The sequence below is a fragment of the Paraburkholderia phymatum genome, assembly GCF_040965635.1.
Lineage (GTDB): Bacteria > Pseudomonadota > Gammaproteobacteria > Burkholderiales > Burkholderiaceae > Paraburkholderia > Paraburkholderia phymatum_B.
Genome location: NZ_JBFRCH010000017.1, coordinates 120,000 through 144,982 on the forward strand (window position 1 = coordinate 120,000; position 24,983 = coordinate 144,982).

Sequence of the window (24,983 nt, forward strand, 5' to 3'; positions counted from 1 at the left end):
ATGAACCTCGCATCCATTCGCAGCAAGGTCGCATCGATCCTCAACCGCAATGATGCGACCGACGCTCTCCTGAACGACTTCATCACCATGGCCCAAACGCGTATCGAGCGCACGCTCCGCGTCCCAGGCATGGAGAAGATCAGTCTCACCACGGGCAACGACCCCGCAGTCACCCCGACGAACTCCATCGTCATCCCCAGCGATTTCCTCAGCCTCAAGTACCTGTACTCGGGCTGCACCCTCATGGAAAACAAGGACCTCGGGCACTTCCTGCCGCTCCTTCAGGCGGGCGCGGGTGACCCCCGGTACTACAGCCGTGTCGGCGCGTCCTTCCTCGTGAAGCCCACGGTGCCTCAGGGGCAGACGGTGCAGATGGTCTATTACGCCTCGCAGCCCTCACTCCTCGTCGACACCGACACCAACTTCTTCACGGTCGTCGCCGCTGACCTCCTGATCTACGCAGCCCTCAGCTACGCCGCTGACTACTTCGTGGATGACCGCGCACCGACCTTCGAGTCGCGCTTCGCACAACTCTACGCCGACCTCGAAGAGCAGGGCCGTATGACTGACATGGAGCAGTCGGCACAGGCCATCGCACCGGCTTACTGCCAGGACTACTGATGACCAGTCTCTTTACTGCCCCGACCGACACGGTCGAGTCCACGAACAACCCCTCGGGGTTCTTCAACGGCACCTCGACGCCTCCCGAGGCCAACACGACGGACGCGTTGATCGACACGCTGGAAGCACAGCTTGCCTCGCTCAACTCGGCCAACTCGGCAGCGACTGAGGCTGCTGCTTCCGCTGCGGCTGCTGCGTCCAACGCTGCGCTGGCTGAGTCGAACGTCGCCACGCTCGCGTCTCAGGCCAACTCGACGCTCGCTGAAGCTCAGACGGCGATCTCCAACGCGAACGCGGCTGTGACGAACGCTGCTGCCTCGGCGACCGCTGCGGCCAACAGTGCGACCACGGCAACCAACCAGGCGGCTCAGGCCTCCACGTCCGCGACGGCTGCGGCCACCAGCGCAACGAACGCCTCGACCAGCGAGACCAACGCGCTCGCCTCTAAGAACGCCGCGAACACCTCGGCGACCAACGCTGCAAACTCGCAATCGGCGGCGGCCTCTAGCGCCTCTGGTGCGGCCACCTCAGCGACCAACGCTTCAGCCTCACAGACCGCTGCGGCCTCCAGTGCCACGGCGGCGGCTTCGAGTGCCTCGGACGCATCGTCCAGCAAGACCGCTGCAGCTAACTCTGCCACGGCGGCGGCTGGCTCGGCCTCGGCTGCATCGTCGAGCGCCTCCGCTGCTTCATCGTCCCAAACGGCTGCTGCGGGCTCCGCTTCGGCGGCCAGCACGAGCGCCACGAATGCGGCCAACAGTGCCACGGCTGCGGCCAACAGCGCGGCCAGTGCTGCCGCGACGCTCGCCAACGCGATGAAGTACGACATCGGTCTGTCCATCGAAGGCAGGGCTACCGCTGCCGAGCAACTCTTCAACTTCACCGTGGCCCGTGTCTTCACGTGGCCCGCGAACCTTGCTGGTTCACTCGCGAAGTCCAACGTGGCTGCAACGGCGAGCGCCACCTTCTCGATCACGAAGAACGGCACGGCAATCGGTTCGTTCAACTTCGCCGCTGGCGCGACCTCGGCCACATTCACGTTCGCCTCTGCTGTGACCTTTGCTCTCGGTGACGTGATCCGCATCGTTGCCCCTGCAACCGCTGACGCAACGCTGTCCGATATCGGCGTCACCTTCCTTGGGACGAACTCCTGATGGCTCAAGTCTTCGTAGTTCTCACGGCAACGACAGCCTCTACGTGGACGGTGCCAGCCGACTGCACGCGCGGCTACCTCGACAAGGTCCAGATGATCGGAGGCGGTGCCGCAGCGGCTAACGGCATGGGGGGTGGGGGCGGGGAATACCGGTGGGCGGACAACTATCCCGTAGGTGGCCCGGGCTCAGTAATCAACTATCAGGTCGGTGCCGGTTCCACCATCGGGGACGGTTCCTCAACGAAGTGGGACAACAGCGCAATCGTCGCTCAAGGCGGTCGGGGCTCACGCACATCACCATCGGCTAGCGCAGGTATCGGAGGGGGGCAACCAGGCAATACCGTTTCTCCCGCAGGTACCGGAGGAACCGGCAGCTTCCCAGGTGGTAACGGTGGCGGTATTTCGACGTCCCAAGGTGGTGGCGGGGGCGGTGCAGGGGGAGGTAGCTCTAACGGTTCAGGTGGTGCTGGAGGTAACGGCACGGACTTCCTGAACGGAACGATTGGTGGAGGTGGTGGTGGAGGAGCAAAGAATGGGCTCAGTGCCCCCGCGCCCTCTGGACATGGTGGGCTGTACGGTGGGGGTGGTGGTGGTGTACCAGCCTCTGGCGATTCCCCCTCGGGTGCCCAAGGAGTAATCCTGATCGCCTACACCCCGGGGAATCCTCGACGAATCGTCAACGTCATCTCTGCATAAGCAAGGAAACATGAAAGCAGCTTTCTTTAAGGGCTCCTCATCGGGCCTCGGGGCTCTCGTTGACTTCGGCATTCGCGCGTGGGAAGACGGTTCGTACTCTCACGTCGAGCTGGTCTTCTCCGACGGTCGCTCGGGCTCCAGCACATCAACGGACGGCGGCGTGCGCTTCACATCCGCTGGCTCCATCAACTTTTCCGATGCGTCCCAATGGGACCTTCTGGACCTCGAAGGATTCGACGAGGTAGCAGCGCTCGCGTGGTTCGACAAGCACGCCGGGGACAAGTACGACCTGTGGGGTGATGCCCACTTCGTGGTCGGTCTGATCCATGAGAACAAGCGTGAGGAGTTCTGCAGTGAAGCCGTGGGTGCTGCCCTTGGCTTCGAGCAAGCCTGGCGCTTCGACCCGAACGCTCTCTACTACGCGCTCAAGCGCTTCACAACTTTCAAGGCAGCATAAACATGGCATGGTCTGACGACGCGTGCTCCCTCATCAAGCAGTTCGAAGGCTGCAAGCTCAAGGCCTACCCCGACCCTGCTACCGGTGCCGCGCCGTGGACCATTGGCTATGGTGCGACCGGACCCAAGATCGGCCCGGGGACCGTATGGACCCAGGTGCAAGCGGACGCTGATCTACAGGAGCGCGTGACTGCCCTCGGGGCACACATCACGTCCGAAGTTCGTATACCTCTTTCGGACGAAGAGACGGCAGCGCTGGTGTCCTTCACGTACAACGTGGGCACCGGCAACTTCGATCATTCAACCCTCCTGAAGAAGCTGAACGCGGGAGACATTCAAGGTGCCGCTGACGAGTTCCCCAAGTGGAACCTCGCGGCTGGCAAGGTGCTGGCTGGGCTGGTCCATCGTCGCTCGGGCGAGATGGCTGAGTTCCTCCTCGGCGCAAATTTCACGGTGGGGTCACCGACGAACCCCGAAGGAGTAGCAGCATGAGTTGGGCGAGCGTAAAGAACGTAGTAGCCAGCCTTGCCCCGACCATCGCGACTTGTGTCGGTGGCCCCTTGGCGGGTATGGGCGTCACTGCCCTTGAGAAGGTCTTCGGGATTACTCCGGGCTCCGATGCTTCCACAGACGACCGTCAGGACGTAGTGGCGGCGGCGATCAGCGGGGCCACACCTGAGCAACTCGCGAACGTCCGCAAGGCCGATCAGGACTTCCAGGTTCAGATGGCGTCCCTCGGGTACAAGGACGTAGAGTCCATCGCAGCGCTGCGCGTACAGGATGTCCAGAGTGCCCGCAGCATGTTGACCGCGACGCGCTCGTGGGTCCCTGCGGCTCTTACGGGATTCCTGACCACAGCCGTTACGGTCCTCGTGGGGATGCTGTTCTTCTCGACGGTTCCTGAGGCAAACAAGGAGGCCTTCTTCACGTCCCTCGGGTCGATCATCACCGCGTGGCTGGTCTCTGTCCACTTCTGGTTCGGTGACACGCTCGCGAGCAACGACAAGACGCGCATGATCGCGCAAGCGCAGCCGGTGGGGGTGTGATGGAAGAGGCCCTCAACAATCGCGTCGCCAAGCTGGAGTTCCGCGCGGACGCGCAGGACACCGAGATCAAGGCGCTGAAGAAGACGCAGGAGACCTTCGGTGAGTCCCTCAAGGCCATCGAGAAGATCCTGCTGCAGATCAAGTGGGCCCTGTATGGCGCGGGCCTGTTCGCCGCGTGTAACTGGCTCGGCGTCAAAGAAGTGATCACGAAGCTGGTGCTGCACTGACCGGCAAAAAACCCCCTAAGGGCCCTCACGGGTTCCTTAGGGGGTTTTTTTCGCGTTCGCTGCGATGATCCAGGCGTACAGCATTTCCAGCGGGTAGCCCTCGCCGTAGTTGGCCCCCATGCCGGGGGTGGCGTGGCCGATGATCTGGTCGGCGGCCTCAGCGGGGCACTTGATCGAGCGCAGCAGATCCTTCATGCCGTGGCGCAGCGAGTGGTTGCCCAGCCGGGTGTCCTTCAGGCCCTCGCGCGTCCGCACCCACTTCACCAGCGCTGCGCTCACGGAATCCGTGCGGGTGCCCTCGGCGGTAGAGTACTGAGGGTAGAGGTGGACGTGGTCCGACGTGCGCTCCTTGGCGGCCCTCAGGCTGTCCCGGGCCCTGTCGGTCAGCGGGATCTTGCGGGTGCTCCCCGGGGTCTTCAGGGGCCTCCAGGGGTGGGGCTTCAGGGCGATGTGGGGTGGGGTGGCGTCGAGCTTCAGGTCGGCCTTCGCGAGCCCGACGATCTCTGCCAGCCGTGCGCCGGTCTCCGACACAACGAGCAGGATGCTGCGCAAGGTGTCCTGCGGGTGGGCGTTCAGCGCAGCATCGAGCGCACGGTACTGGTCGAGGGTGAACACCTCCCGGTCGACCTTGTCCTTGCCCATCTGAGGGATCTCGACGCGGGCGAACACGTTCTCGCACTTCAGTTCGTTCTCGCGGATCGCGCGGCCAAAAGCGGCCTTCAGCGGGGTGAGGTAGCGCTGGACGGTCGTGGTCGACATGTCCTGACCGAGGAGGTGTTGTACAAAACCGTTGACGTCGACGCGCCGCAGCTTGCGGATATCCCGGTCGCCCCCGAGGTAACTCTTCAGGTACCTCAATGCCCTCTCGGCTCGCGTAGCGTCCCCAGGGCGGGCTGCGACGTACTCGTCGATGGCATCCTCCAGCGTAAACTCACGGACGCCTTGGAGGACCTGTAGCGCGGTCCTGTGGGGCTCGGGTAGCACATCGCGGTCCCCCTGGGTCTCCGCAAGCACGTCCTCAAAGGCCCACAGGGGTCCCTCAGCGGGTGCCACAGGGTCGACGCCGTACTCAGCCAGTAGCTGACGGGCTCGCTGGAGCGTACCGGCGCGGGTAGGGGAACGTAGCTCGCCCCATTCCTTGTCGGTCTTCTTCAGCCAGGCACGGATGAGGGGGAGGGCTTCGCGGGGGTCTGCGGTACCGAGGGACGCGACAAAGTAGTCCTTGCCGAGTTGCTCACGCAAATCGAGAGGGACACGTCGGCGGAAGAAAAGCAGGTTGCCCTTCTTGCGGCAATACTGCAGTTTCATGGTCAGGGGACCGTCGCGGAATGAGGCCATGAGATACCACCTGAGGTACCGGGTGAGGTACCCATCATAGCCCCGAGATCCTTTATCTACAAGGAAAACAACGGGTTACAGCCGAGACCTGGTGCCCAGGAGAGGACTCGAACCTCCACGGTGTTGCCACCGCTAGGACCTGAACCTAGTGCGTCTACCAATTCCGCCACCTGGGCACGTCTCAAGCTAGACCGCTATTGTAGCGAGAAGAATCTGCGTGTCAATCGGTATTTCGAAAAACGCTTCATCTTTTCGCCTGGTTGTTCGCGCATCAAATGACTCGATGCGACCCGGTGACCAACCGGCCTGCAACTTCCACAGCTCATCGTGAGCGGTTCAGGAACCGCAGCACAAAGCCGCTGCTCTCACAACAATGAAAAACCGCCCGAAGGCGGCTTTCATTTGAATCTGGTGCCCAAGAGAGGACTCGAACCTCCACGGTGTTGCCACCGCTAGGACCTGAACCTAGTGCGTCTACCAATTCCGCCACCTGGGCAAGGTGCGTTTGAAGCAGAGACAGAGATTATAGCGTGTCGAAGAACCGTGTCAAGCGTTTCTCGAAAACGCGTGCGCGGCACGCGCGATGCGGATGAACACACCGCCCGCATGTCGCGCAATCGCCCGCCGGGCGGCGCGTGGCGGGCAAGACGGGTGTTAGAATCCCCGCAATAGAAAGCTGGCACGGCGCATGGGCCCGTCGCGCGCATGACGGGCAACTGGGGCCGCGCCGTCGTCTTCCGTCAGAAAGAGCAGTCGCAGTCACGAGTGCAGTTGCAGTCAGATAGAGCAGCGTCATCACACCCGCCGACGTCCACGCAACGAGAACAATCATCGACAAGCCCTTGAGCAAATATCCGTATCCGATTCCAAGCCGCGAAGAAATCCTCGGCGTGCTGCGCACGAGTGAAGCGCCGCTTGCAGCGAATGACATCGCCGAAGCACTGTCGATCAAGCGCCAGGAGCGCGAAGGGTTCTTCAAGCGCCTCGCCGCGATGGAGCGCGATGGCCAGATCAGACTCGATCAGCGCGGGCATTATCAGCTGACACATCCGTCGAACTTCGTCGCGGGCCGCGTGCAGGGCCATCGCGACGGCTACGGTTTTCTGATCCGCGACGACGGCCAGGACGATCTGTTCCTGCCGACGGGCGAAATGCAGAAGGTCATGCACAACGATCGCGTGCTTGCGCGCATCGTCGGCTATGACCGGCGCGGACGGCCCGAAGGCCACATCGTCGAGGTGACTGACCGCGCCAACAAGCGCGTGATCGGGCGCCTCTTGAACGAGAACGGCGCGCTGATCGTCGTGCCCGAAGAGAAGCGAATCGGCCACGACATCCTGATCACGCAGAACACGAAGAAGGCGAAGGTCGGGCAGGTGGTGGTCGTCGAGCTGACCGACTTTCCGAGCCGCCATTCGCAGCCGCTCGGGCGCGTCGTCGAAGTGCTCGGCGATATCGACGATCCCGGCATGGAAATCGAAATCGCCGTGCGCAAGTACGGCGTGCCGCACGAGTTCGGCCAGGCCGCGCTCGACGATGCCGCGAAGCTGCCGGACGAAGTGCGTCCCGTCGACATCAAACATCGCGTCGACTTGCGCGACGTGCCGCTTGTCACGATCGACGGCGAAGACGCGCGCGACTTCGACGATGCCGTCTACTGCGAGCCGATCAAGGTCGGACGAGGCGAGGGCTTTCGCCTGATCGTCGCGATCGCCGACGTGTCGCATTACGTGCTGCCCGACAGCGGCCTCGATGTCGATGCGATCGAGCGCAGCACGTCGGTGTATTTCCCGCGCCGCGTGATTCCAATGTTGCCGGAAAAGCTGTCCAACGGACTCTGCTCGCTCAATCCGCAAGTGGACCGCTGCGTGCTGGTGTGCGACATGGTGATCACCGCGCGCGGCGAAATCAAGGCGTATCAGTTCTATCCCGGTGTGATGCATTCGGCCGCGCGTCTCACGTACACGGAAGTCGCCGCGATCCTCACCAACACGAAGGGTCCCGAAGCGACGCGCCGCGCCGCGCTGCTGCCGCAACTGCAACACCTGTATGGCGTCTACAAGTCGCTGTTCGCCGCGCGCCAGAAGCGCGGCGCGATCGACTTCGATACGACGGAGACGTACATCGTCTGCAATGCGCAGGGCAAGATCGAGCAGATCGTGCCGCGTCACCGCAACGACGCGCACAAGCTGATCGAGGAATGCATGCTGGCCGCGAACGTCTGCGCGGCCGACTTCATGAAGCGCAACAAGCACCCTGGCCTGTATCGCGTGCACGCGGGTCCGACGGCGGAGCGCCTCGAAAACCTGCGCACGTTCCTGCGCGGCATGGGCCTCACGCTCGGCGGCGGCGACACGCCGCACGCAAGCGATTACGCCGCGCTGATGGCGCACATCCGCGACCGCCCCGACGCGCAGATGCTGCAGACGATGCTGCTGCGCTCGATGCAGCAGGCCGTCTACAGTCCGGACAACATCGGCCACTTCGGTCTCGCGTACGAGGCGTATGCGCACTTCACGAGTCCGATTCGCCGCTATCCCGATCTGCTCACGCACCGCGCGATCTACGCGATCCTGCAGGGCCGCAAGTACGAGCCGAAGACGCCGCATGGCGTCGAGCTGAACACGGCGCTGTCGCAGCGCGCCCGCGCGTTGCAGGCCGAAGACGAAAAACGCGGCGGCCGCGGTCGTCCGAACACGGCGATCTGGGAAGAACTCGGCTTGCACTGCTCGTCGAACGAGCGCCGTGCCGATGAGGCATCGCGCGATGTCGAAGCGTGGCTCAAGTGCTATTTCATGCGCGACAAGCTCGGCGAAGAATATGGCGGCATGGTGAGCGGCGTGACGTCGTTCGGCATCTTCGTGCAGCTCGATGCGCTCTTCATCGAAGGGCTCGTGCATGTGACGGAACTCGGCTCCGATTACTTCCAGTACGACGAGATCAAGAACGAGCTGCGCGGCGAACGTACGGGCATTCGCTATCGTTTGTCGGACCGTGTGCGCGTGCAGGTTAGCCGCGTCGATCTCGACGCGCGCAAGATCGATTTCCGTCTCGTGCGCGATCTGCCCGTGAAGCCGCAAGCGCATCGCGCGACGTCGGCGGAGAAGGCAAGCGATCTCGGCGGTCCGCGCGTGCGTTCGATCGAACGCACCGAGCCCGTCGATGGCGCGCGCCGCAAGAAGGCCGCCCCTGCACAGACGGCGGCCGTGAAGGAAGCGCGCGCGGCGCGCAAGGCGGGCGCGTCGAAGAAGCGTGCGGCGTCGAAGTCGTCCGCGAAGCCCGCGCGCAAGAAGCGTTGATCCTGTTGTAACGCCGCGCGCGTTTTCATTGCGCGCGGCGCCCGTTCTCATCGGGCGCGCCTCAAACGTTTCGCCGGGCGCGCTCATTCAAAGGTTGTTTCAGTCATGTCACGTCTCAAGGTTCTCTACGGTTTTCACGCGGTGACGGCACGCTTGCGCCACGATTCATCGACGGTCGAAGAAATCTTTTACGACCAGTCGCGCCGCGATCGCCGGATGAACGAGTTTCTCGCCGTGGCGAAAGAGGCGGGCGTGCGTCTGATCGCTGCCGACGAAACGCGCCTCTGGGGCCTCGCGCATACGGAGCGGCATCAGGGCGTCGTCGCGCGCGCCGGCGATCTGCCGCTCGCACAGAACCTCGCGGAACTGCTCGACGGGATTCAGGGCTCGGCGTTGCTGCTGGTGCTCGACGGCATCACCGATCCGCACAATCTCGGCGCGTGTCTGCGCGTCGCCGATGCAGCGGGCGCGCATGCCGTAATCGCGCCGCGCGATCGTGCCGTCGGCCTGAACGCGACGGCGGCGAAAGTGGCCAGCGGCGCAGCCGATACGGTGCCGTACATCACTGTCACGAATCTCGCGCGCACATTGCGCGAACTGAAGGAAGCGGGCGTGTGGGTCGTCGGAACGGCGGGCGATGCGACGGCATCGTTGTACGAGACGAAGCTCGATGGTCCCGTGGCGCTCGTGATGGGCGCGGAAGGCGAGGGCATGCGCAGGCTCTCGCGCGACACGTGCGATGAGGTGATGCACATTCCGATGGCCGGCTCGGTTGAGAGCCTGAACGTTTCCGTCGCTTCGGGCGTGTGCCTGTTCGAGGCCGTGCGGCAGAGGTCGGTGAAGAAGTAGCCGTTACGATGCAAAGCCACGACCGAGGCCGTAGCGTTCGGATCTCATGAATCGACAAGCTGCTTTCCAGATCGAAGCCGTCTGCCGCGCGGTCGTCGTCGCGCTCTCGGCGCTGCTCACCGCTGCGTGCACGACGAACCTCGTCGAGCGCGGCACCTATTACGCCGATATCTCTCGGCACGCGCAGTACGCCGACACCCGCATCCGCTTCCTCGTGATGCACTACACCGAAATCGACGAAGCGCAGTCGCTCGACGTGCTGACGAACGAGCAGGTCAGCGCGCATTACGTCGTGCCGGATCATCCGCGCGAGAAGAGCGGCGAGCCCATCGTCTGGCAACTCGTCCCCGAGTCGCAGCGCGCATGGCACGCGGGCCTCAGCTACTGGCAAGGCACGACGGAACTGAACGCCACGTCGATCGGCATCGAGAACGTGAACCTCGGCCCTGTCGACACGCCGCAAGGCCGCACGTGGCAACCGTATCCTCCCGAGCAAGTGGATGCGATGATCCGCCTCGCACAGGACATCGTCACGCGCTATGGCATTCCGCCGACGCGCGTCGTCGGCCACAGCGATATCGCGCCCCAACGCAAGATCGATCCGGGTCCGCTCTTTCCGTGGAAGCAGTTGTACGACGCGGGCATCGGCGCATGGCCGGACGATGCAACGGTCGCGAAAGAACTCGCGGGCCGCGATCCGCACGCGAGCGCCGATGTGCGCGCGCTTCAGCAGAAGCTCGCGCGCTACGGTTATGAAGTCGCGACGGACGGCGTGCTCGACGACAAGACCCGCCGCGTCTTCGCCGCGTTCCAGATGCACTTTCGTCCCGCCGACTATTCGGGCGATCCGGACGCGCAAACCGATGCGGTCGCGCAGGCCTTGCTCGACAAGTACATGCCACAGGCGACGTCAGAACCGGCTCAGCCCGCGCCATGAATGCACTTCGCGCGCGACGGGCACGCGCGACATCTGCGATGAGTCGTGAGCAATAAATCCGGCCTCGCGCTCCGACTCCGGTAAACTTGCGCTTTTCCGCCTGCCTTCGCAATTTCCTCACCATGACTCAAGACGAACTCAAGCAACTGGTCGGCCAGGTTGCCGCCGACTATGTCCTCGCGAACGTACCGGAAGGCGCTGTGATCGGCGTCGGCACCGGCTCGACCGCGAACTGCTTCATCGACGCGCTGGCTGCGCACAAGTCGCGCTATCGCGGCGCCGTGTCCAGCTCGGTCGCGACGACGGCGCGCCTGCAATCGCATGGCATCCAGGTTTTCGATTTGAACGACGTCGAATCGCTGCGCGTGTACGTCGACGGCGCCGATGAAATCGACCACGGCGGCGCGATGATCAAGGGCGGCGGCGGTGCGCTGACGCGTGAAAAAATCGTCGCGTCGGTAGCGGAGAAATTCGTGTGTATCGCGGACGCGAGCAAGCGCGTCGATGTGCTCGGCCAGTTCCCGTTGCCCGTCGAAGTCGTGCCGATGGCGCGCACGGCGATCGGCCGCCGCATCACGGCGATGGGCGGCGTGCCCGTCGTGCGCGTGACGAAGGACGGCTCGCCCTATATCACCGACAACGGCAACGAGATCATCGACGTCAAGGGGCTGCGGATCAGCGATCCGCGCGCGCTCGAAGCGCAGATCAACGCGTGGCCGGGCGTCGTGACGGTGGGCCTGTTCGCCGCGCGCGGCGCGGACCTGTGCCTGCTCGGTACGGAGAAGGGCGTCGAGACGATCGAGTACGGGACAAGTTGAGCCACACCGCCGTCAGTGCCAGTCGATCTTGTAGAGAATCTGCCCCTGCCATGCGTGGCCGGTGGCCTGATACGCTTTCTCGCGGATGCCGTCTGGCGTGCAATACGCCACTACTTCGCTCAGCCACTTGCGGCCGCTCACCGTGACGGGAAGCAGCGAATGGGACGTCAGCCAGTTGTTCGCGGCGACGAACGAAATCGCCGCGACGCATGGCAACGCGAGCACGGTGAGCGAGCGCCAGCGTCTCGTGGCGCCAGGTAAGCGCCAGCGACGAACAGCGGGACGAAAGTGACGGCTTCCCGACGCGTCGCGATCGCGCCGCCGAGCAACCCGCCCGCCACGCGGATCGGCGGTGGGGTGGGTCGTCGGGGTGAAGGGTTTCACTTGCCGGCGCTTCGGGTCGGTGGCAGCGCATAAACGCGCACCCAGTCGACAACGAACGTAGAACCGTCCTCCACCTTGGAGAGCGGCCAGCCGCCGCCGAGCGCGTAGTCGATCATCATGTAATACGGCCCCGTCATGTAGCCGGCGCTGCCCGAGGTTGGAATCTGGTTCGTCTTTACGCCGTCGATGTACCAGGTAATGTGCTCCGGGTCGATCTGGCAGCCGTAAATGTGGAAATCCTCCCAGGGCTTCGCGTCGTTCGGCATGCGCGTGAACGGCGAATAAAGCTGCTTGCCCGTGGTCTGTGCGCCGCCTGCCGGCCAGTTATGGCTCGCCTGCTGGATGACGGCTTTGCTGTCCGTGTAGGTATTGCCGTACCACTCGAAAATGTCGATTTCTGACGTGTTTTGCGACCCGAAATTCAGGTTCGTCGAACTCACGAGCCAGAACGCGGGCCATGAACCCGTGCCCGACCGCGGCATTCTCGCACGTACCTCGAAATAGCCGTAGAGCTGGGAAAATCCTTTGCCATTCCCATCAATCGATGAAATATTACCCGAGCGCCAGTTGCCGGCCGTGTCCTTGAACACCTTGATCGACAGTACGCCATTCGCAACGCCAAGCGCGCCAATATCCCATCGCGACGCGGAGTAGTTTCCGGCCGGCCCATAGGGCGGCGCGTAGTACCACGTCGCATTGCCCTTCGGCGATTGGGTTGTTGCGCTCAGGTGGTCGAACTCGTCGGAAAAGGTCAGCGTGTAGCCGGTCAGGTCGATGTCGCCATGCACCGTCGTCGAGGCGGTTGCCCCGACGGCCAGATTTCCCTTCATCACGCAAGCCGCAATCAACACCATCGCCATCGAAGCCGGACGCTTCATGGTCAATCTCCTTTCTCTTTCTTTCGTTCAACCGGGCGGCATGTAAAGCGGGCCTTTCATCATGCGTTTTTTTGCGCGAGCGCTTTGTTATGCAACGCACCATCGGCGACTGATCCAGATAGCGGCCGGCCGCGGCTCGCGATATAACCGGTTACCGGAAAAAGCGTCTACGAAGGATCGTCAACATGGAAATTCGGGTATTCGGCGTGATCGTGCTCGTGTTGGGCGTGCTCGCGCTGAACGTCGATACCCGCTGGACCATTTACATTCTCATCGTGAGTTGGCTTTTTTCGTGCGCGGCCACCCTTGCGCTGCCGGCAATGGGTGGCATGACCATTCCGCCCGAAACGCTGTTCCTGGTCTTCCTCTTCATCCGCGCGCTCAACATGGGCGGCGCGGCGGGATTGTGGCGGCCGCTGGCGCCCGGCAGCCCTGGTTTTCCGCTGCTATGGCTAGCCATCGTGGCGCTGGTGGGCGCGTGGTTCCTGCCGCGCGCGTTCGCGGGCGCCACCCATGTGTTCGCGATCAGCCGCAACGCCGGCGATCCCAATGCGATGGGGCCAGTGCCGCTTGGCCCGGTGTCCGGGAACTTCACGCAGTCGGTGTATTTCATCAACGACGTGGTGGTTTATAGCTGCATGACGATTTTTCTCGTCAGGAAAAACGGCTACCGGCATCTTGCGGAAGCCATGCTCGTGCTCGCGGGGTTGAACGTCGTCGCGGGCGTCATTGACATCGTGTCGGGCGCCGCCGGAGTGAACGCGCTGAGCGTGCTGAAGACTGCGGACTACGCGATTCACGACGGCGAGGAGGTGGGCGGGCTTCGGCGCATTACCGGGACATTCACGGAGGCGTCCGCGTTTGCCGGTTTCACGACGCAGATGTTCGCGTTCACGGCCAACATGTGGCTGTTCGGTTACCGGCCGCGCATCAGCGGCCTGATTGCCTTCGCGTCGGCCGTGCTGATCGTGCTGTCCACGTCGGCCACCGCGTATGTTGGAATTGCCGCCTACCTGATCGTGCTGCTGTGCAGCCGTGACGACCGGATTTTCCCGCGAAGCCGCGCGAGAAAGGGGTATTTGTTCGTCGCCGTGGGTTCTCTCGCCATCCTTGGGCTGGTGTTCTGCCTGCTATTCAAGCCGGGCCTCGTCGAAGGGGTGGCCAACTTTTTCAGCGACACGGTTCTTGCCAAGGTGGACAGCGATTCGGGGCGCGAGCGCGGCGCATGGAACCAGCAGGCGCTCATCAATTTTGTCGATACCTATGGGTTTGGCATCGGGCTCGGTAGCGCGCGGACCTCCAGTTTTGTCCTCGCGCTGCTTTCGAACCTCGGCTTCGCCGGGGCCGTGCTGTTCGTCGTGTTCGCGTGGAACTGCCTTGCCGCGCGAATCCCGGCGCGGGCGCCGCTGCTCAACCGCATGGTCTGCCATGCCTCGCGGCAGGCCATGTTCGCATCGCTGATCGTGTGTTCCATAGCCGGCACGATGTTCAACCTCGGATCGAGTTTTTATGTGTTCGCCGCTGCGGCGACCACGCTGTCGTTCACCGCGCGCAGGGCAGCGCCCGTGCGTCGCGTCAACGGCGCCCGTCATGACGACCCGCCACCGCCAGCACCTCCGCCGCGGCATGCGTGGCTGCCGCCGAGGGAGGCCGGCGATACGGCGAGCCCCGCGGCGCCACTGCTCGAGACCACACAACGCAAGACCCGCCTGCCTGCATGGCCGCACGAGGGTTGACCCAACAACAACGCAGCAACGCCGGCTGATAAAAACATCGTGAATTCAAGCCCTAGCCTGACGCGAAACGCGATTTTCAATCTGTTGGGGAGCGTGCTCCCGCTCGTCGTTTCGCTCGTCACCGTCCCGCTCTACCTCGATCACGTCGGCACGGCCCGCTACGGCGTGCTCGCGATCGTCTGGATGCTGCAGGGCTATTTCGGCTATTTCGACCTCGGTCTTGCGGCCGCGACCTCGAACCGTGTGGCGCAACTCGCCGATCACGCCGAACGCGAGTCGCTGATCTGGACGGCGCTCGCGTTGAATGCCGGATTCGGTACGCTGGGCGGCGTCGCGCTGTTTGCCGTGGGCGACCTGCTGCTTGCGCAGTTTCACATCAGTCCCGGCATCTATACGGAAGTCATGGCGGCGCTGCCGTGGCTCGCGGGCGCGGTGCCGCTCGCGACGATCAGCGGCGTGCTTTACGGCGCGTTGATCGGGCGCGAGCAATTCGCGGCGCTCAACGCCGTGCAGGTGCCCGCGGGCATGCTGTTCCAGATCGTGCCGCTCGCGACGGCCATTGTCGCCGGGCCGAAGCTTCAGTTACTCATTCCGTCCGCGATCCTGTCGAGCGCGGCGTCGGTGGTGCTGCTCGCTGTCGTGGTCTGCCGGGTTACGCCGTTGCGCTTTGCGCACGGACCGCGGCGGCGATTCGTGAAGCCGCTGTTCTCGTACGGTGCGTGGGTGACGGTCACGAATCTTCTGAGCCCGCTGCTCTCGACCGCCGACCGGCTGCTGATCAGCGGCACGTTAGGCGTACAGGCCGTGGCCTATTATCAGGTGCCGTTCAATCTCGCGATGCGTGCGCGGATTCTGCCTGGCGTCATCGCACGTACGCTGTTTCCGCGTCTGTCAGCGCTCGAATCGACGAGTGCGAAGGAATTGTCCATCGCTGCCGTGCGTGGGGTGACCGCGGCGACCACGCCGATGATCGTCATTGGTATCTTTCTGATGCGGCCGTTCCTGACTTTATGGACAGGGGACGAATTTGCTGCGAGAGCCAGTGTCGTCGGCGAAACGATCATGCTCGGCGTGTGGATCAATTCACTGGCTTTTCTGCCGGCCAATCACTTGCAGGCAATGGGGCGGCCCGACGTCATCGCGCGACTCCATCTTGTCGAACTGGTCCCGTTCGTCGCGCTGCTGTGGTGGGCGCTGCATAGCTTCGGCCTGGTCGGCGCCGCTATCGCCTGGAGCGCACGATGTGCGTTCGACGGCATCCTCCTTTTCGGCGCAGCGGGCTTCGGCAAAAAGGTCATGCTGCACCTCGCCGCACCGGGATTACTGATTCTCGTCACCTACGGCGCGACCGAACTCCTTACGTCGCCTTCGTGGCTGCGCATGGCCGCCTGGATCTTCTTCACCGCGTTAGCGGTCGCGTGGTCGGCCAGGGCCGAACCGCAGGCCCGTGTGCGTCTGATGCGCGTCATCACGCTGGTGTTCCGACAGACACGTCGATGGGCGACGGGCCAGTGAAGGCCGCGACACATGCATTGAATGAGAGTGAAATAAGACTCGGTTAGCCCGTTGTTAGACGAATGACTCGTGCTACGCATTTACTCATGCCAGGTCTTTGTTGTTTTTTAACTTCGGTATCCGGAACGATTGACGTTCAACACGCTGCATCCTTTCGCGTTGTTCCCTTCGTGAACCGCATTGGAATATTCAAATGGCGCTGCGAAAAGTCGCTGATGCAGATCTGCTCATCCTGCATGAATATGGCGAACCCTCTCACTACATGGGCGCCATGAGCGCTGCCATGGCGCTCAACTACGCATCGATAGCGCAGCTCGAATTCACGCCGCTGAAAAAACTGAAGCATGCTGTCAGGCATGGCGATCACGACACAATGAAGAAGGCCCTTAGGGACGCCTGGTTTCTTGTTTTCTGGATGCTGTTTCCTCAGGCGCTCGAGGGCAAGACAGTGATTCTGGGCATGGCGCCTCTTGACTGGCGGATCGCCATGCTTTCTCGCGCATTGAAGCGCGCGCGAGTCATCTACCATTCGTCCTGGACCAACTGGGGAGGAGCGCGCTTTGCAAAGAATCCACCCGTCTTCAAAGAAGCGATCGGCAAGACATGGTCTTATTTTCTGACTCAAAGAGTCGAGCGCTTCGCGTTGGTGACGCCACGCGTCGCAGAACAGATCCAGAGCCGATTCGAGATCGACAGGAAGCGTATCTTCGTCGTATTTCATTCTTATGATCAGGTTATCTTCCGACCTGCTTGCGCACGGAAGCAGGCGCCGTTGAAAGTCGTTTTTGCCGGGCGACTCGATGATTCGAAAGGTGTCGAAGATGTGATCGAGCTAGCGAGACGACTGCCTTCCGTCGAGTTCGGGCTGGTTGGTGACGGTCCGCTCAAAAGAAGGATCGAGAGGGCTGACTTGCCTAACGTCACGCTGTTTGGACGCGTCAATGGTCGCGCTGCCATATCCTCCATTTACAGGCAGCACCATGTCATTGTTCTTCCGTCGAAGCGGAGCACTGCCTGGGAAGAGCTATTCGGCATGGTCCTCGTCGAGGCGATGGCATGCGGGTGCATACCGATGGCGACGAATCACACCGGTCCGAGCACCATCGTGCGCGATTCTGCTTTGAAGGAGTTCATCTTCGCCGAGGACGAGTTTGTGGAAGGTGCCACGGCCGCACTATCGACGTTGCAGCATGACAGTGTGCAACTGATGCTCCTGGCGAAAAGAGCCGTCGAAGATTCTCAGCGATTCTCACTTCCCGAGATCGAAAAGATCTGGATAAGCGTCCTGCGATGAGCGCGGTCGATTAGACGTATGCGCGGAAAAAAACCGTTCGGCAGTTCACACAACTCGCTGCTTGCGAACCGCATGTGAGACGAAAGGTCGGCCAGCTTCACAGGGAAATTGTCGGTTGAAATTCCAGCGCCAATCGGGTGATTGCCTCGTTTCACCGCGCTATCGCCTTTCCCGACTCATGTGTTGAGGACCGCACACTCGTCCATCGATCTCGGTGGTGCTGGTTGCACGCTCTACGATATAAATCAATTGCCGACGCTCAGAAGGTCATGCGCACAGTACCCTGGCTGCGCAAACGTCTGACCACATTGTGATCGTGCCGCCTGATCATCGCGACAGGTAGAGGGAATCGACGTTTTCTAATTTGGATAACTGATCGTGCATGCCAACACCACGCGGATCTACGGATCGCATTCGTCATGTGAAGAATCCAGACCGGCGGCGCGTCGAGTCGGAGTCGTTGTGGCTGATGGATTTTCGCTGCTCAGTCTCGGCATGCTGCTCGAAGTATTCAGGCTTGTGCAAGAGATGAAGGAGGCGGACACGGGTGAACGGCGCATGGCAGGCGCGATATACACGGTGCAAATATTGTCGAGAGACGGCGGGGCTGTGACGGGTTCCGCAGGCGCAAGGATCTGGACTTGCGCCACCGACGACCATAGTGACGAATGCGGCGATACCCTGCTGGTGGCAGGACCGTTCGAGGCGCCAAGCGTGATGGGAAACGAGATCCCGTCGTCGTTAGGCAGTGCAGGTAATCGAACCGGGACGGCATGCCCGGCCGTGAGCGGTGCCGCGCATATCCCATCCGCTGCCCGATGGAGCGAGTCGTATGAAATAGCGCGCGACGCGCTGGCTATCGTTTCGCGCGACTTCGGGGAGACGATCGCTTGCGAAATTGCCGAGCGTCTTCTTCCCGGTGCGGCAGGCAGGTTGCTTCCGGCGGCGAGTGGCGGCGATGCCGTCAACCGCAAGGTGCGCTGCGGCGCGCAGTGGCTGATCGAGAACTGCGACCGGCCGATCACAATCGAAGATGCGGCTCAGGAGGTCGCAATGAGCAGGCGCAATTTCTTGCGCAGGTTCAGGCTCGAAATGGGTAGTACGCCGTCCGAATATTTGCTGCGGGCGCGCCTTGAAATGGCCAGCAGGTTGCTGGCTGAGACAGAGTTGCCCGTCGACAGGATCGCGCGGCGCTGCGTAATGGGTAACGGGGACAACCTCGCGAAGATCTTTCGCAAGCGTTTGTCGATATCGCCGACTGAATATCGAGCGCACTATCGTCGCGGCAGATGCATGGTCGTGGATATGCCGGCGCGTCGCAGCCAGCGAGAGGGGAGTTCACTTCAGGCGAATTAGCGGTCTCGTCAACTGACATTAGATCATGGTGAAACAAATAAAAATGAAGTATGTGTTTTTTAATAAAAATAGGATTACGAAATATACAGAAACATCGAGGGTGCTCTGGAATTGAAGTCGGCAAAAGGACGTGTTGGTTTGGAGTTCAAGACATGCCTGGACTATTTCATCGAGCTTTCGATATTTTGTTGATCGTGCTCGGCGGCGTGAGCGCGTTGCACCTGCGCCTCCCGGTTTCGGCTCACCCTCATGAGATGGAGATGGCGCTGGTCGCATTCGTTTCGGCTCTTGCATTGTCGGTCTTTCCGGCTTGTGGAACTTACCGCGCCGGGCAGAGCGGCTCGATGGCGAGCGTTGCGGGCCGCACCGCTATGGCATGGCTGGTTGTTCAGCTTTGTGGTCTCGTGCTTCTTTATTTGATCAGTCGAAGCCAACTTCTTCCATTGCCGTGGTTCATTTATTGGACGTTGACCACGGGTGTATCGCTGCTCGTCTCGCACACCGCCATGTTTGTTTTGCTGCGCGTCGTATGGCCGGCTGTCGTGCGCGCATGGACGAACAAGGCGAGGATGGCGTCCGCCGTTCAGACGGTGACGGGGGCGCTGATCATGCGGCAGCTGATGAAGCGAGCATTCGATCTCGTGGTTGGAATCGTGCTGCTTGTTGTTCTTTCTCCGTTATTGGCCATCCTGGCGCTGACGGTCAGGCGCGACGGCGGGCCGGCATTGTTCGTGCACCAGCGGGTCGGTCGGAACGGCAGAAAGTTTGGGTGTCTGAAGTTCCGATCAATGGTCGTGAACGCCGACCAGGTGCTGAAGGAACTGCTGGAGACCGACCCGCGGGCGCGGGCCGAATGGGAGCGGGATTTAAAGCTGAAGGACGATGTGCGCGTCACGCCGATTGGCCGGTTTCTGCGGCGCACGAGTCTTGATGAATTGCCGCAGCTATGGAACGTGGTGCGCGGCGACATGAGCCTCGTGGGTCCTCGGCCGATCATCGACCAGGAACTGGCCCGCTATGGCGATGATGTGGACTACTACCTCATGACCAAGCCCGGGATGACAGGCCTGTGGCAGGTCAGTGGACGTAGCGATACCGACTACGCGACGAGAGTGTCGCTGGATGTTGCATATGTGAGGAGCTGGTCGTTGTCGCGTGACATCGCGATTCTCTTCAAGACGTGCAAGGTGGTACTGCAAGGCAGTGGCGCGTATTGACCCGCGAGCTGACGTTCGCGGACAGGATTGGGCAAGCGAGCTGCCGTGAACGCTACTGTGACTGTCCTCGCGGCTGATCCGCGGGCCCGTGAGCCGTCCACGGTGCATTCACCGAAGGGGCACTCAGCGACGGAGTGTCCAGCGATGGAGGATCGTAGGACATGGGGTTCCAGCCATCGTAGGAATACAGGTCGGAAGTGCTCTGTGCGGCGGCCGTGGACGGACGGCGCCGCTGGGCGGAAGGGGTGGCCGTACGCGATGGTGCTCGACGCGATGCTGTCGAGGGTGGATAGGAAAACTGCGGGTACTGGTGGTAGGCGGCACCGGAGCGGCCGGCGTGTTGAGTGGGTCCGCTTGCAGGGGCTGGATGTGCAGGGACTGTTTGTGCCGGGGCATTCGTCAACGCCAATGCCATGCACGAACTCAATACCGTAAGGGAAAGCCTTTTGTCCATGAGAGTTGGCGACATTGCTGAAAACGTTGAGCGAAAAAATGACACGTATGCGGGGCTAAGACAATGTTACACAGTGGACCTGATTTTGCACAGACGGCGCAGGGAAGTGATCCATCCAGTTGCAGGTTCATGCAACCGGACCGGCTTGTGCAGATGTCGGAAGGCGAATCGCGCGAAGGTACCGAGGCGGGCGCCTGGCGGCACGCCATCGCTGCAATCGCGGCAGTGGCCTTGCTTCTTTCCGGATGCGCAATGTCGCCCGGCATGAGCTACGGGACGCTGGGGCGCCCTGCCGGCGACCCGCGCGCGGGTGGCGACGCCGGTACCGCACAGGCTGCGATGCAAAGCAAGGCAGCGCAAGGAGCGGATGCTCCGCCGCCCCATGCGCTAGTCGAAATCAACAGCGAGCTGATTGCTCAGGAACAGTCGAATCGTTCGACGGAAGTCTCGCAGCACGTCGCGGAGCTCTTTGCAGAACCTGCGCCATACACGCTCGGATACGGTGATGTGCTGCAGATCATGGTGTGGGATCACCCTGAGATGAACCAGCCCAATACATCGACGGGCGTTGGAGCAGATTCGGGAACGAGTTCCGTCGTATCGGGATATACCGTCGACTCCACGGGAATCATCCAGCTTCCCTATGTCGGCCCCGTCAAGGTCATCGGCTTGACTGAGCTGGAAGCTCGCGACCTGGTTGCGCGGAAGTTGTCGCGTTATCTGCGTGAACCGCAGGTGACATTGCGTATCGCGGCTTATCGCGGCAAACGGATCTATCTCGACGGCGAGGTCCGCAATCCGGGCTTGCAGGTTCTCAACGACATGCCGATGACATTGCCCGAGGCGATCAATCGGGCAGGGGGCTTCACGACCACTGCGGACCGCTCGGAGGTGAGCATCACGCGCGGCAAGAAAACGGTAGTCGTGAATCTTCCCGACATGATCAAGAAGGGCGTCAACCCCGACAGCATTCTTCTGCGAAACGGCGACCTGGTGCGCGTTTTCTCGCAGAACGACAGCAAGGCATATGTGCTCGGCGAGGTTGGTCATCCCGGGAACGTATTGTTCAATAACGGTCGCCTGTCGCTGAGCGACGCAATCGGCAGCGCGGGCGGAATCAATCAGGCGTCCGGTGACGCCTCCCAGGTGTATGTCGTGCGCCGGCAAGACGGCACGGACCCGACCGTATTTCATCTCGATGCGACGTCGCCAACTGCGATGGCCATCGCGGACGGCTTCAATCTCAGACCTAGCGATGTCGTATTCGTGGACGCATCGGGCCTCGTCAGGTGGAGCCGCGTGATCAATCTGATCTTGCCAAGCACGCAGGCTGCGGCGACGGGCCGGATGATCGGCTACTGAGACGAGCGTGCGAGGTGTGTCCGATGCGCGCCCGCGATCGCGGGGAGCGCACCATTGGAAGGCTTGAGGAAGTGGAGAAAAAGCATGAACTACCCCGGCACGCCCGCAATAGATGTCGAAGGGGAACAGGGCGGACAGGCGCGCAGCTATCGTGAAGTGCTCTATCAGAGCCGCTTCCTGATCGGCACGGTGACGGCTGTCTTTCTGTTGGGCGGTCTGGCGTATGCGACGCTCGCCGAGTCCGTGTACCAATCGGATATTCTCATTCAGGTCGAGGAGAACGATCATTCTGCGAAGAATGCATTGACTGACCTTTCTTCGATGTTCGCAGTCAAGACGGCGGCTTCGGCGGAAATCGAGGTGCTCCGTTCGCGCATGGTGATAGCACGCGCGGTCGAAAGCACAAGTCTTTACATGAGCGCCGAGCCACGTTATTTCCCCGTCGTCGGAAAGTGGCTTGCCAGGCATCTGGACAACCTCGACTACTCGGGGATCGGCGGTTACGCGTGGGGCGCGGAGCGCATCGACGTCGCCTCCATCGATGCGCCGGACGCGCTTGCCGGCATGCCGCTCACGCTGACCGCGCTAGGCGGCGGCGCGTTCAGACTCACGGAGAAGACGCACAACGTCGACCTGTTGGGGCATGTCGGGGAACCATTGAGGGCGAAACTGGCGGGGGGGGAACTGTCTCTGCTCGTAACCGATCTGGTCGGCAAGCGCGGCGTTCGCTTCACGGTCGTGTGCAACTCGCGGCTTGCAACCATCCAGGCGTTGCAGGGTAGCTTGCTGATTAGCGAAAAGGGACGGGATTCCGACGTCATCGGCGTCGCGTTGCAGGGAAACGATCCGCTGAAGATCAGTCAGGTGCTCAATGCGATCGGCACCGAGTATGTGCGGCAGAACATCCGCCGTACGGCCGAGGAGGCGGAGAAATCCATTGCTTTCCTCGATCGGCAGTTGCCCGAACTGAAGACGCAACTCGAGGCTGCAGAAAGCCGCTTCAACGCGTTTCGCGCGCTGCACGGCACGGTCGACCTGAACGCCGAGGCCAATGCGCTGCTGTCGCGGTCCTCCGAAGCGCAAAGTGCCGTAGTGGATCTCGAACAAAGACGGACGCTGCTGCTCGAGCGCTTCATGCCGGAACATCCGGCCGTACGCAGCATTGAAGACCAGCTGTCGGACGCGAAGCGTCACGTAGCGGATCTGGCTGCCAACACGCAGAAGCTGCCACCACTCGAGCAGAGTCTGTTGCGTCTGCAACGGGACGTACAGGTCAACACGGACCTGTACACGAACCTGCTCAACACGCAGGAACAACTTCGCCTCGTGAAGGCCGGCAAGGTAGGCAACGTGCGGATGCTCGATGCGGCCGTCGTGCCCGATAGCCCCATTCGTCCCAAACGGGCGCTGGCCGTGGTGGGAGCGTTGCTGTCCGGCATCTTCGTCGGCCTCGTTCTTGCGCTTCTGAAGCGCGCGGTGATCGACCGGGTCGGCGCGCCGGAGGAAATCGAGTTCGGTACGGGGCTGAGCGTTCTCGCGAAAGTGCCGCGCAGCAGAGTACAGGAACAACTCACGCGCAGCGATCCATCGGCTGCGCCGGGAAGCCTCGTATTGGCCCATGCGTCGGCCGATGACGCGGCGATCGAGAGCCTGCGCGCCTTTCACAGTGCATTGGAATTTGCGCTATTGGATGCGCCAAACCGCATTGTCCAGATTGCTGGACCGACGCCGTTCGTCGGCAAGTCGTTCGTCTCTGTCAATCTTGCCGCGCTCATGGGCGCATCGGGCCAGCGTGTGCTGCTCGTCGACACCGACTTGCGCAGGGGCACGCTGCACCGGTGCCTGGGTGCCGCACAAGGGCCGGGTCTGGCCGAACTGGTGGCAAAACGATTGCGGTTCGACGACGTGGTGCGGCGCGCGGTGCTGCCGGGCGTGGACTTCATAGCCTGTGGCGCTTACGGCCCGAACCCGAGTGCGATCCTCCTGCATCCGAGCTTCCATGCATTCATGCGTCAGGTGGAAGCCGAATATGACGTGGTGCTGATCGACTCGCCTCCCATTCTGCCCGTCGCGGACTCCGGCATCGTCGCCAAGCATGCGGGCACGGTATTCATGGTGGCGCGGCACGGCGTGACGAGTCTCGCGGACATCCGCGAATCCGCGCGGCGATTCGCGCAGATCGGCGTGCCCGTTCGAGGCGTCGTCTTCAACGATATTTCGCGCCCCGCCCGGTACGGCCGGGAGTACGGAACCTATCGCTACACCGCCCCGTTACCGAACCCCAAGAGCGAGGGGAACCAGCCGTGAAAGACATCACGATCGTGATATGCAGCTACAACTATGAACGGTTCCTGCGAGAAGCCATCGACTCGGCATTGACCCAGGAGCCCGACAGGACACATGTCGTCGTAATCGACGACGGTTCGACGGACGGATCGCGCGCAATCATCGAAAGCTATGGAGACCGCATCGCGTCCGTGATGAAGGAAAACGGCGGTCAGGCAAGCGCGTATAACCTCGGGCTCGAGCTCGCCGACACGCAGTACATCCTTTACCTCGACTCCGACGATGTCTTGTATGAAGGCGCAATCGCTCGTGTTCTCGATGCGTTCGAGAGCGGGCAGTATGCGAAGGTGCAGTTCCGGTTGAGCGTGATCGATGGCGAGAGCGTGCGGACGGGCGCACACGTGCCGAACTCGACGCCGCCTGCCGGGTGTGGGCAATTGTTGCGGCGCGGGTGGCTCTATCCATCTCCGCCGGCGTCGGGCAACGCGTACCGGGTCAGTGCGCTCAGGCGAATCCTGCCGCTGCCGAAAGCGAAAGGGCGCGGCATCGCTGCGGACTTCTTCGCGATCTACGGCATCGCCTTGCTTGGCGACGTGATGGCGATCGATGAGGAACTCGGCGGTTACCGTGTCCATGGTCCGAAATCCGGTTCAACGCAAGGAACGGATCGACAGGTTGGGTTGTCGATCGCCAACTGCCAGGACGTCGATGAAGTGGTGAATGCGTTTCCGCACCGCTGGGCCGCACTGCGTCAACTGGTCAATGAGCGGCTGGGAGAAGAGCTTCCTGAGCGCGGGCTCGACTTCTCATACGAGAAGGCGCATCTGTGCATGCGTGTCTACGATGCGCCGCTCTGGAAGCGTTGGCAATGGGTCCTGTTTGAATCAAGGCAGTATTTCCGCTCGATCGTCGCGAATCCTTTCTGGAGCGTCGGCAAGAAGATTTCGGCGATCGCGCTGACGTTTGCATGTCTCGTGCCGTTGCGTCGTATCAGCGATCAGGCGGTGCTGTATATAGCGAATCCGCTTGCGCGCCAGGCGCATGCGCGCCGCTCATGAGAC

At 62.1% G+C, this 24,983-nt stretch carries 22 protein-coding genes and 2 tRNA genes; 18 read left to right on the forward strand and 6 right to left on the reverse strand.

Annotated elements, in window-relative coordinates; translation table 11 throughout:
* Entirely contained in the window at positions 1-621 is a 621-nt protein-coding gene (locus AB4Y32_RS25345; protein WP_368723979.1) for a phage adaptor protein, read from the forward strand.
* A gap of 367 nt (positions 622-988) precedes the next feature.
* Here the strand turns inward: AB4Y32_RS25345 and AB4Y32_RS25350 are convergent, their stop codons facing one another.
* Entirely contained in the window at positions 989-1,450 is a 462-nt protein-coding gene (locus tag AB4Y32_RS25350) for a hypothetical protein (protein WP_368723980.1), read from the reverse strand.
* Between AB4Y32_RS25350 and AB4Y32_RS25355 the strand changes: the two genes are divergently transcribed.
* The 5 genes from AB4Y32_RS25355 (at position 1,437) to AB4Y32_RS25375 (ending at position 4,199) form a co-directional block, all read left to right on the forward strand.
* Positions 1,437-1,775: a hypothetical protein gene (locus AB4Y32_RS25355; protein ID WP_368723981.1), complete on the forward strand. Its 339-nt coding sequence runs from the start codon at positions 1,437-1,439 to the stop codon at positions 1,773-1,775. The two genes, AB4Y32_RS25350 and AB4Y32_RS25355, sit on opposite strands and share 14 nt — an antisense overlap.
* A gap of 705 nt (positions 1,776-2,480) precedes the next feature.
* Positions 2,481-2,927 (forward strand): hypothetical protein, encoded by a 447-nt coding sequence (locus AB4Y32_RS25360; protein ID WP_368723982.1) that lies wholly within the window; start codon positions 2,481-2,483, stop codon positions 2,925-2,927.
* Between the two features lie 2 nt (positions 2,928-2,929).
* The gene (locus AB4Y32_RS25365) at positions 2,930-3,418 is read left to right on the forward strand and encodes a lysozyme (protein WP_368723983.1); all 489 of its coding nucleotides are present in this window, start codon (positions 2,930-2,932) and stop codon (positions 3,416-3,418) included.
* Entirely contained in the window at positions 3,415-3,972 is a 558-nt protein-coding gene (locus AB4Y32_RS25370; protein ID WP_368723984.1) for a hypothetical protein, read from the forward strand. The genes AB4Y32_RS25365 and AB4Y32_RS25370 overlap by 4 nt, the downstream gene beginning before the upstream one ends.
* Entirely contained in the window at positions 3,972-4,199 is a 228-nt protein-coding gene (locus AB4Y32_RS25375) for a hypothetical protein (protein WP_368723985.1), read from the forward strand. The genes AB4Y32_RS25370 and AB4Y32_RS25375 overlap by 1 nt, the downstream gene beginning before the upstream one ends.
* Positions 4,200-4,235: 36 nt before the next feature.
* Here AB4Y32_RS25375 and AB4Y32_RS25380 read toward each other — a convergent pair whose 3' ends face one another.
* From AB4Y32_RS25380 to AB4Y32_RS25390, 3 genes are all read right to left on the reverse strand, one after another.
* Positions 4,236-5,537: a DUF6538 domain-containing protein gene (locus AB4Y32_RS25380; protein ID WP_368723986.1), complete on the reverse strand. Its 1,302-nt coding sequence runs from the start codon at positions 5,535-5,537 to the stop codon at positions 4,236-4,238.
* Between the two features lie 89 nt (positions 5,538-5,626).
* Positions 5,627-5,713, reverse strand: a tRNA-Leu gene (locus AB4Y32_RS25385).
* A 233-nt stretch (positions 5,714-5,946) separates the two neighbouring features.
* Positions 5,947-6,033 (reverse strand) — tRNA-Leu (locus AB4Y32_RS25390).
* A gap of 346 nt (positions 6,034-6,379) precedes the next feature.
* Here AB4Y32_RS25390 and rnr point away from each other — a divergent pair.
* From rnr to rpiA, 4 genes are all read left to right on the forward strand, one after another.
* Positions 6,380-8,836, forward strand: a complete 2,457-nt coding sequence (gene rnr / locus AB4Y32_RS25395) for a ribonuclease R (protein WP_368723987.1) — start codon at positions 6,380-6,382, stop codon at positions 8,834-8,836.
* Positions 8,837-8,941: 105 nt separating this feature from the next.
* A complete protein-coding gene (gene rlmB / locus AB4Y32_RS25400; protein WP_368723988.1) occupies positions 8,942-9,685 on the forward strand; it encodes a 23S rRNA (guanosine(2251)-2'-O)-methyltransferase RlmB in 744 nt (247 codons plus the stop codon).
* A 70-nt stretch (positions 9,686-9,755) separates the two neighbouring features.
* Positions 9,756-10,622 (forward strand): N-acetylmuramoyl-L-alanine amidase, encoded by an 867-nt coding sequence (locus AB4Y32_RS25405; RefSeq protein WP_439899841.1) that lies wholly within the window; start codon positions 9,756-9,758, stop codon positions 10,620-10,622.
* Between the two features lie 122 nt (positions 10,623-10,744).
* Positions 10,745-11,440 (forward strand): ribose-5-phosphate isomerase RpiA, encoded by a 696-nt coding sequence (rpiA, locus tag AB4Y32_RS25410; protein ID WP_368723990.1) that lies wholly within the window; start codon positions 10,745-10,747, stop codon positions 11,438-11,440.
* A 12-nt stretch (positions 11,441-11,452) separates the two neighbouring features.
* Here the strand turns inward: rpiA and AB4Y32_RS25415 are convergent, their stop codons facing one another.
* Together AB4Y32_RS25415 and AB4Y32_RS25420 are read right to left on the reverse strand one after the other, a co-directional pair.
* Positions 11,453-11,824: a hypothetical protein gene (locus AB4Y32_RS25415; protein WP_368723991.1), complete on the reverse strand. Its 372-nt coding sequence runs from the start codon at positions 11,822-11,824 to the stop codon at positions 11,453-11,455.
* Positions 11,821-12,702 carry a glycoside hydrolase family 16 protein gene (locus tag AB4Y32_RS25420; RefSeq protein WP_368723992.1) on the reverse strand — a complete coding sequence of 294 codons (882 nt, stop codon included), beginning with the start codon at positions 12,700-12,702 and terminating at the stop codon, positions 11,821-11,823. Before AB4Y32_RS25420 ends, AB4Y32_RS25415 begins: the two co-directional genes overlap by 4 nt.
* Before the next feature lie 206 nt (positions 12,703-12,908).
* On the opposite strand from AB4Y32_RS25420, the gene AB4Y32_RS25425 reads away from it, so the two are divergent.
* From AB4Y32_RS25425 to AB4Y32_RS25460, 8 genes are all read left to right on the forward strand, one after another.
* A complete protein-coding gene (locus AB4Y32_RS25425) occupies positions 12,909-14,438 on the forward strand; it encodes a hypothetical protein (protein WP_368723993.1) in 1,530 nt (509 codons plus the stop codon).
* A 39-nt stretch (positions 14,439-14,477) separates the two neighbouring features.
* Positions 14,478-15,953 carry a flippase gene (locus AB4Y32_RS25430; RefSeq protein ID WP_368723994.1) on the forward strand — a complete coding sequence of 492 codons (1,476 nt, stop codon included), beginning with the start codon at positions 14,478-14,480 and terminating at the stop codon, positions 15,951-15,953.
* Positions 15,954-16,146: 193 nt separating this feature from the next.
* Positions 16,147-17,247, forward strand: coding sequence for a glycosyltransferase family 4 protein (locus tag AB4Y32_RS25435; protein WP_368723995.1), 1,101 nt, complete (start codon positions 16,147-16,149; stop codon positions 17,245-17,247).
* 462 nt (positions 17,248-17,709) lie between these two features.
* Positions 17,710-18,603, forward strand: coding sequence for a helix-turn-helix domain-containing protein (locus AB4Y32_RS25440; protein ID WP_368723996.1), 894 nt, complete (start codon positions 17,710-17,712; stop codon positions 18,601-18,603).
* A 152-nt stretch (positions 18,604-18,755) separates the two neighbouring features.
* On the forward strand, positions 18,756-19,820 hold the full coding sequence (locus AB4Y32_RS25445) for a sugar transferase (RefSeq protein ID WP_368723997.1): 1,065 nt from the start codon (positions 18,756-18,758) through the stop codon (positions 19,818-19,820).
* Between the two features lie 706 nt (positions 19,821-20,526).
* Positions 20,527-21,636, forward strand: a complete 1,110-nt coding sequence (locus AB4Y32_RS25450; protein WP_368723998.1) for a polysaccharide biosynthesis/export family protein — start codon at positions 20,527-20,529, stop codon at positions 21,634-21,636.
* 84 nt (positions 21,637-21,720) lie between these two features.
* Positions 21,721-23,943, forward strand: coding sequence for a GNVR domain-containing protein (locus tag AB4Y32_RS25455; RefSeq protein ID WP_368723999.1), 2,223 nt, complete (start codon positions 21,721-21,723; stop codon positions 23,941-23,943).
* On the forward strand, positions 23,940-24,980 hold the full coding sequence (locus tag AB4Y32_RS25460; RefSeq protein WP_368724000.1) for a glycosyltransferase family 2 protein: 1,041 nt from the start codon (positions 23,940-23,942) through the stop codon (positions 24,978-24,980). Before AB4Y32_RS25455 ends, AB4Y32_RS25460 begins: the two co-directional genes overlap by 4 nt.
* Positions 24,981-24,983: the final 3 nt, after the last annotated feature.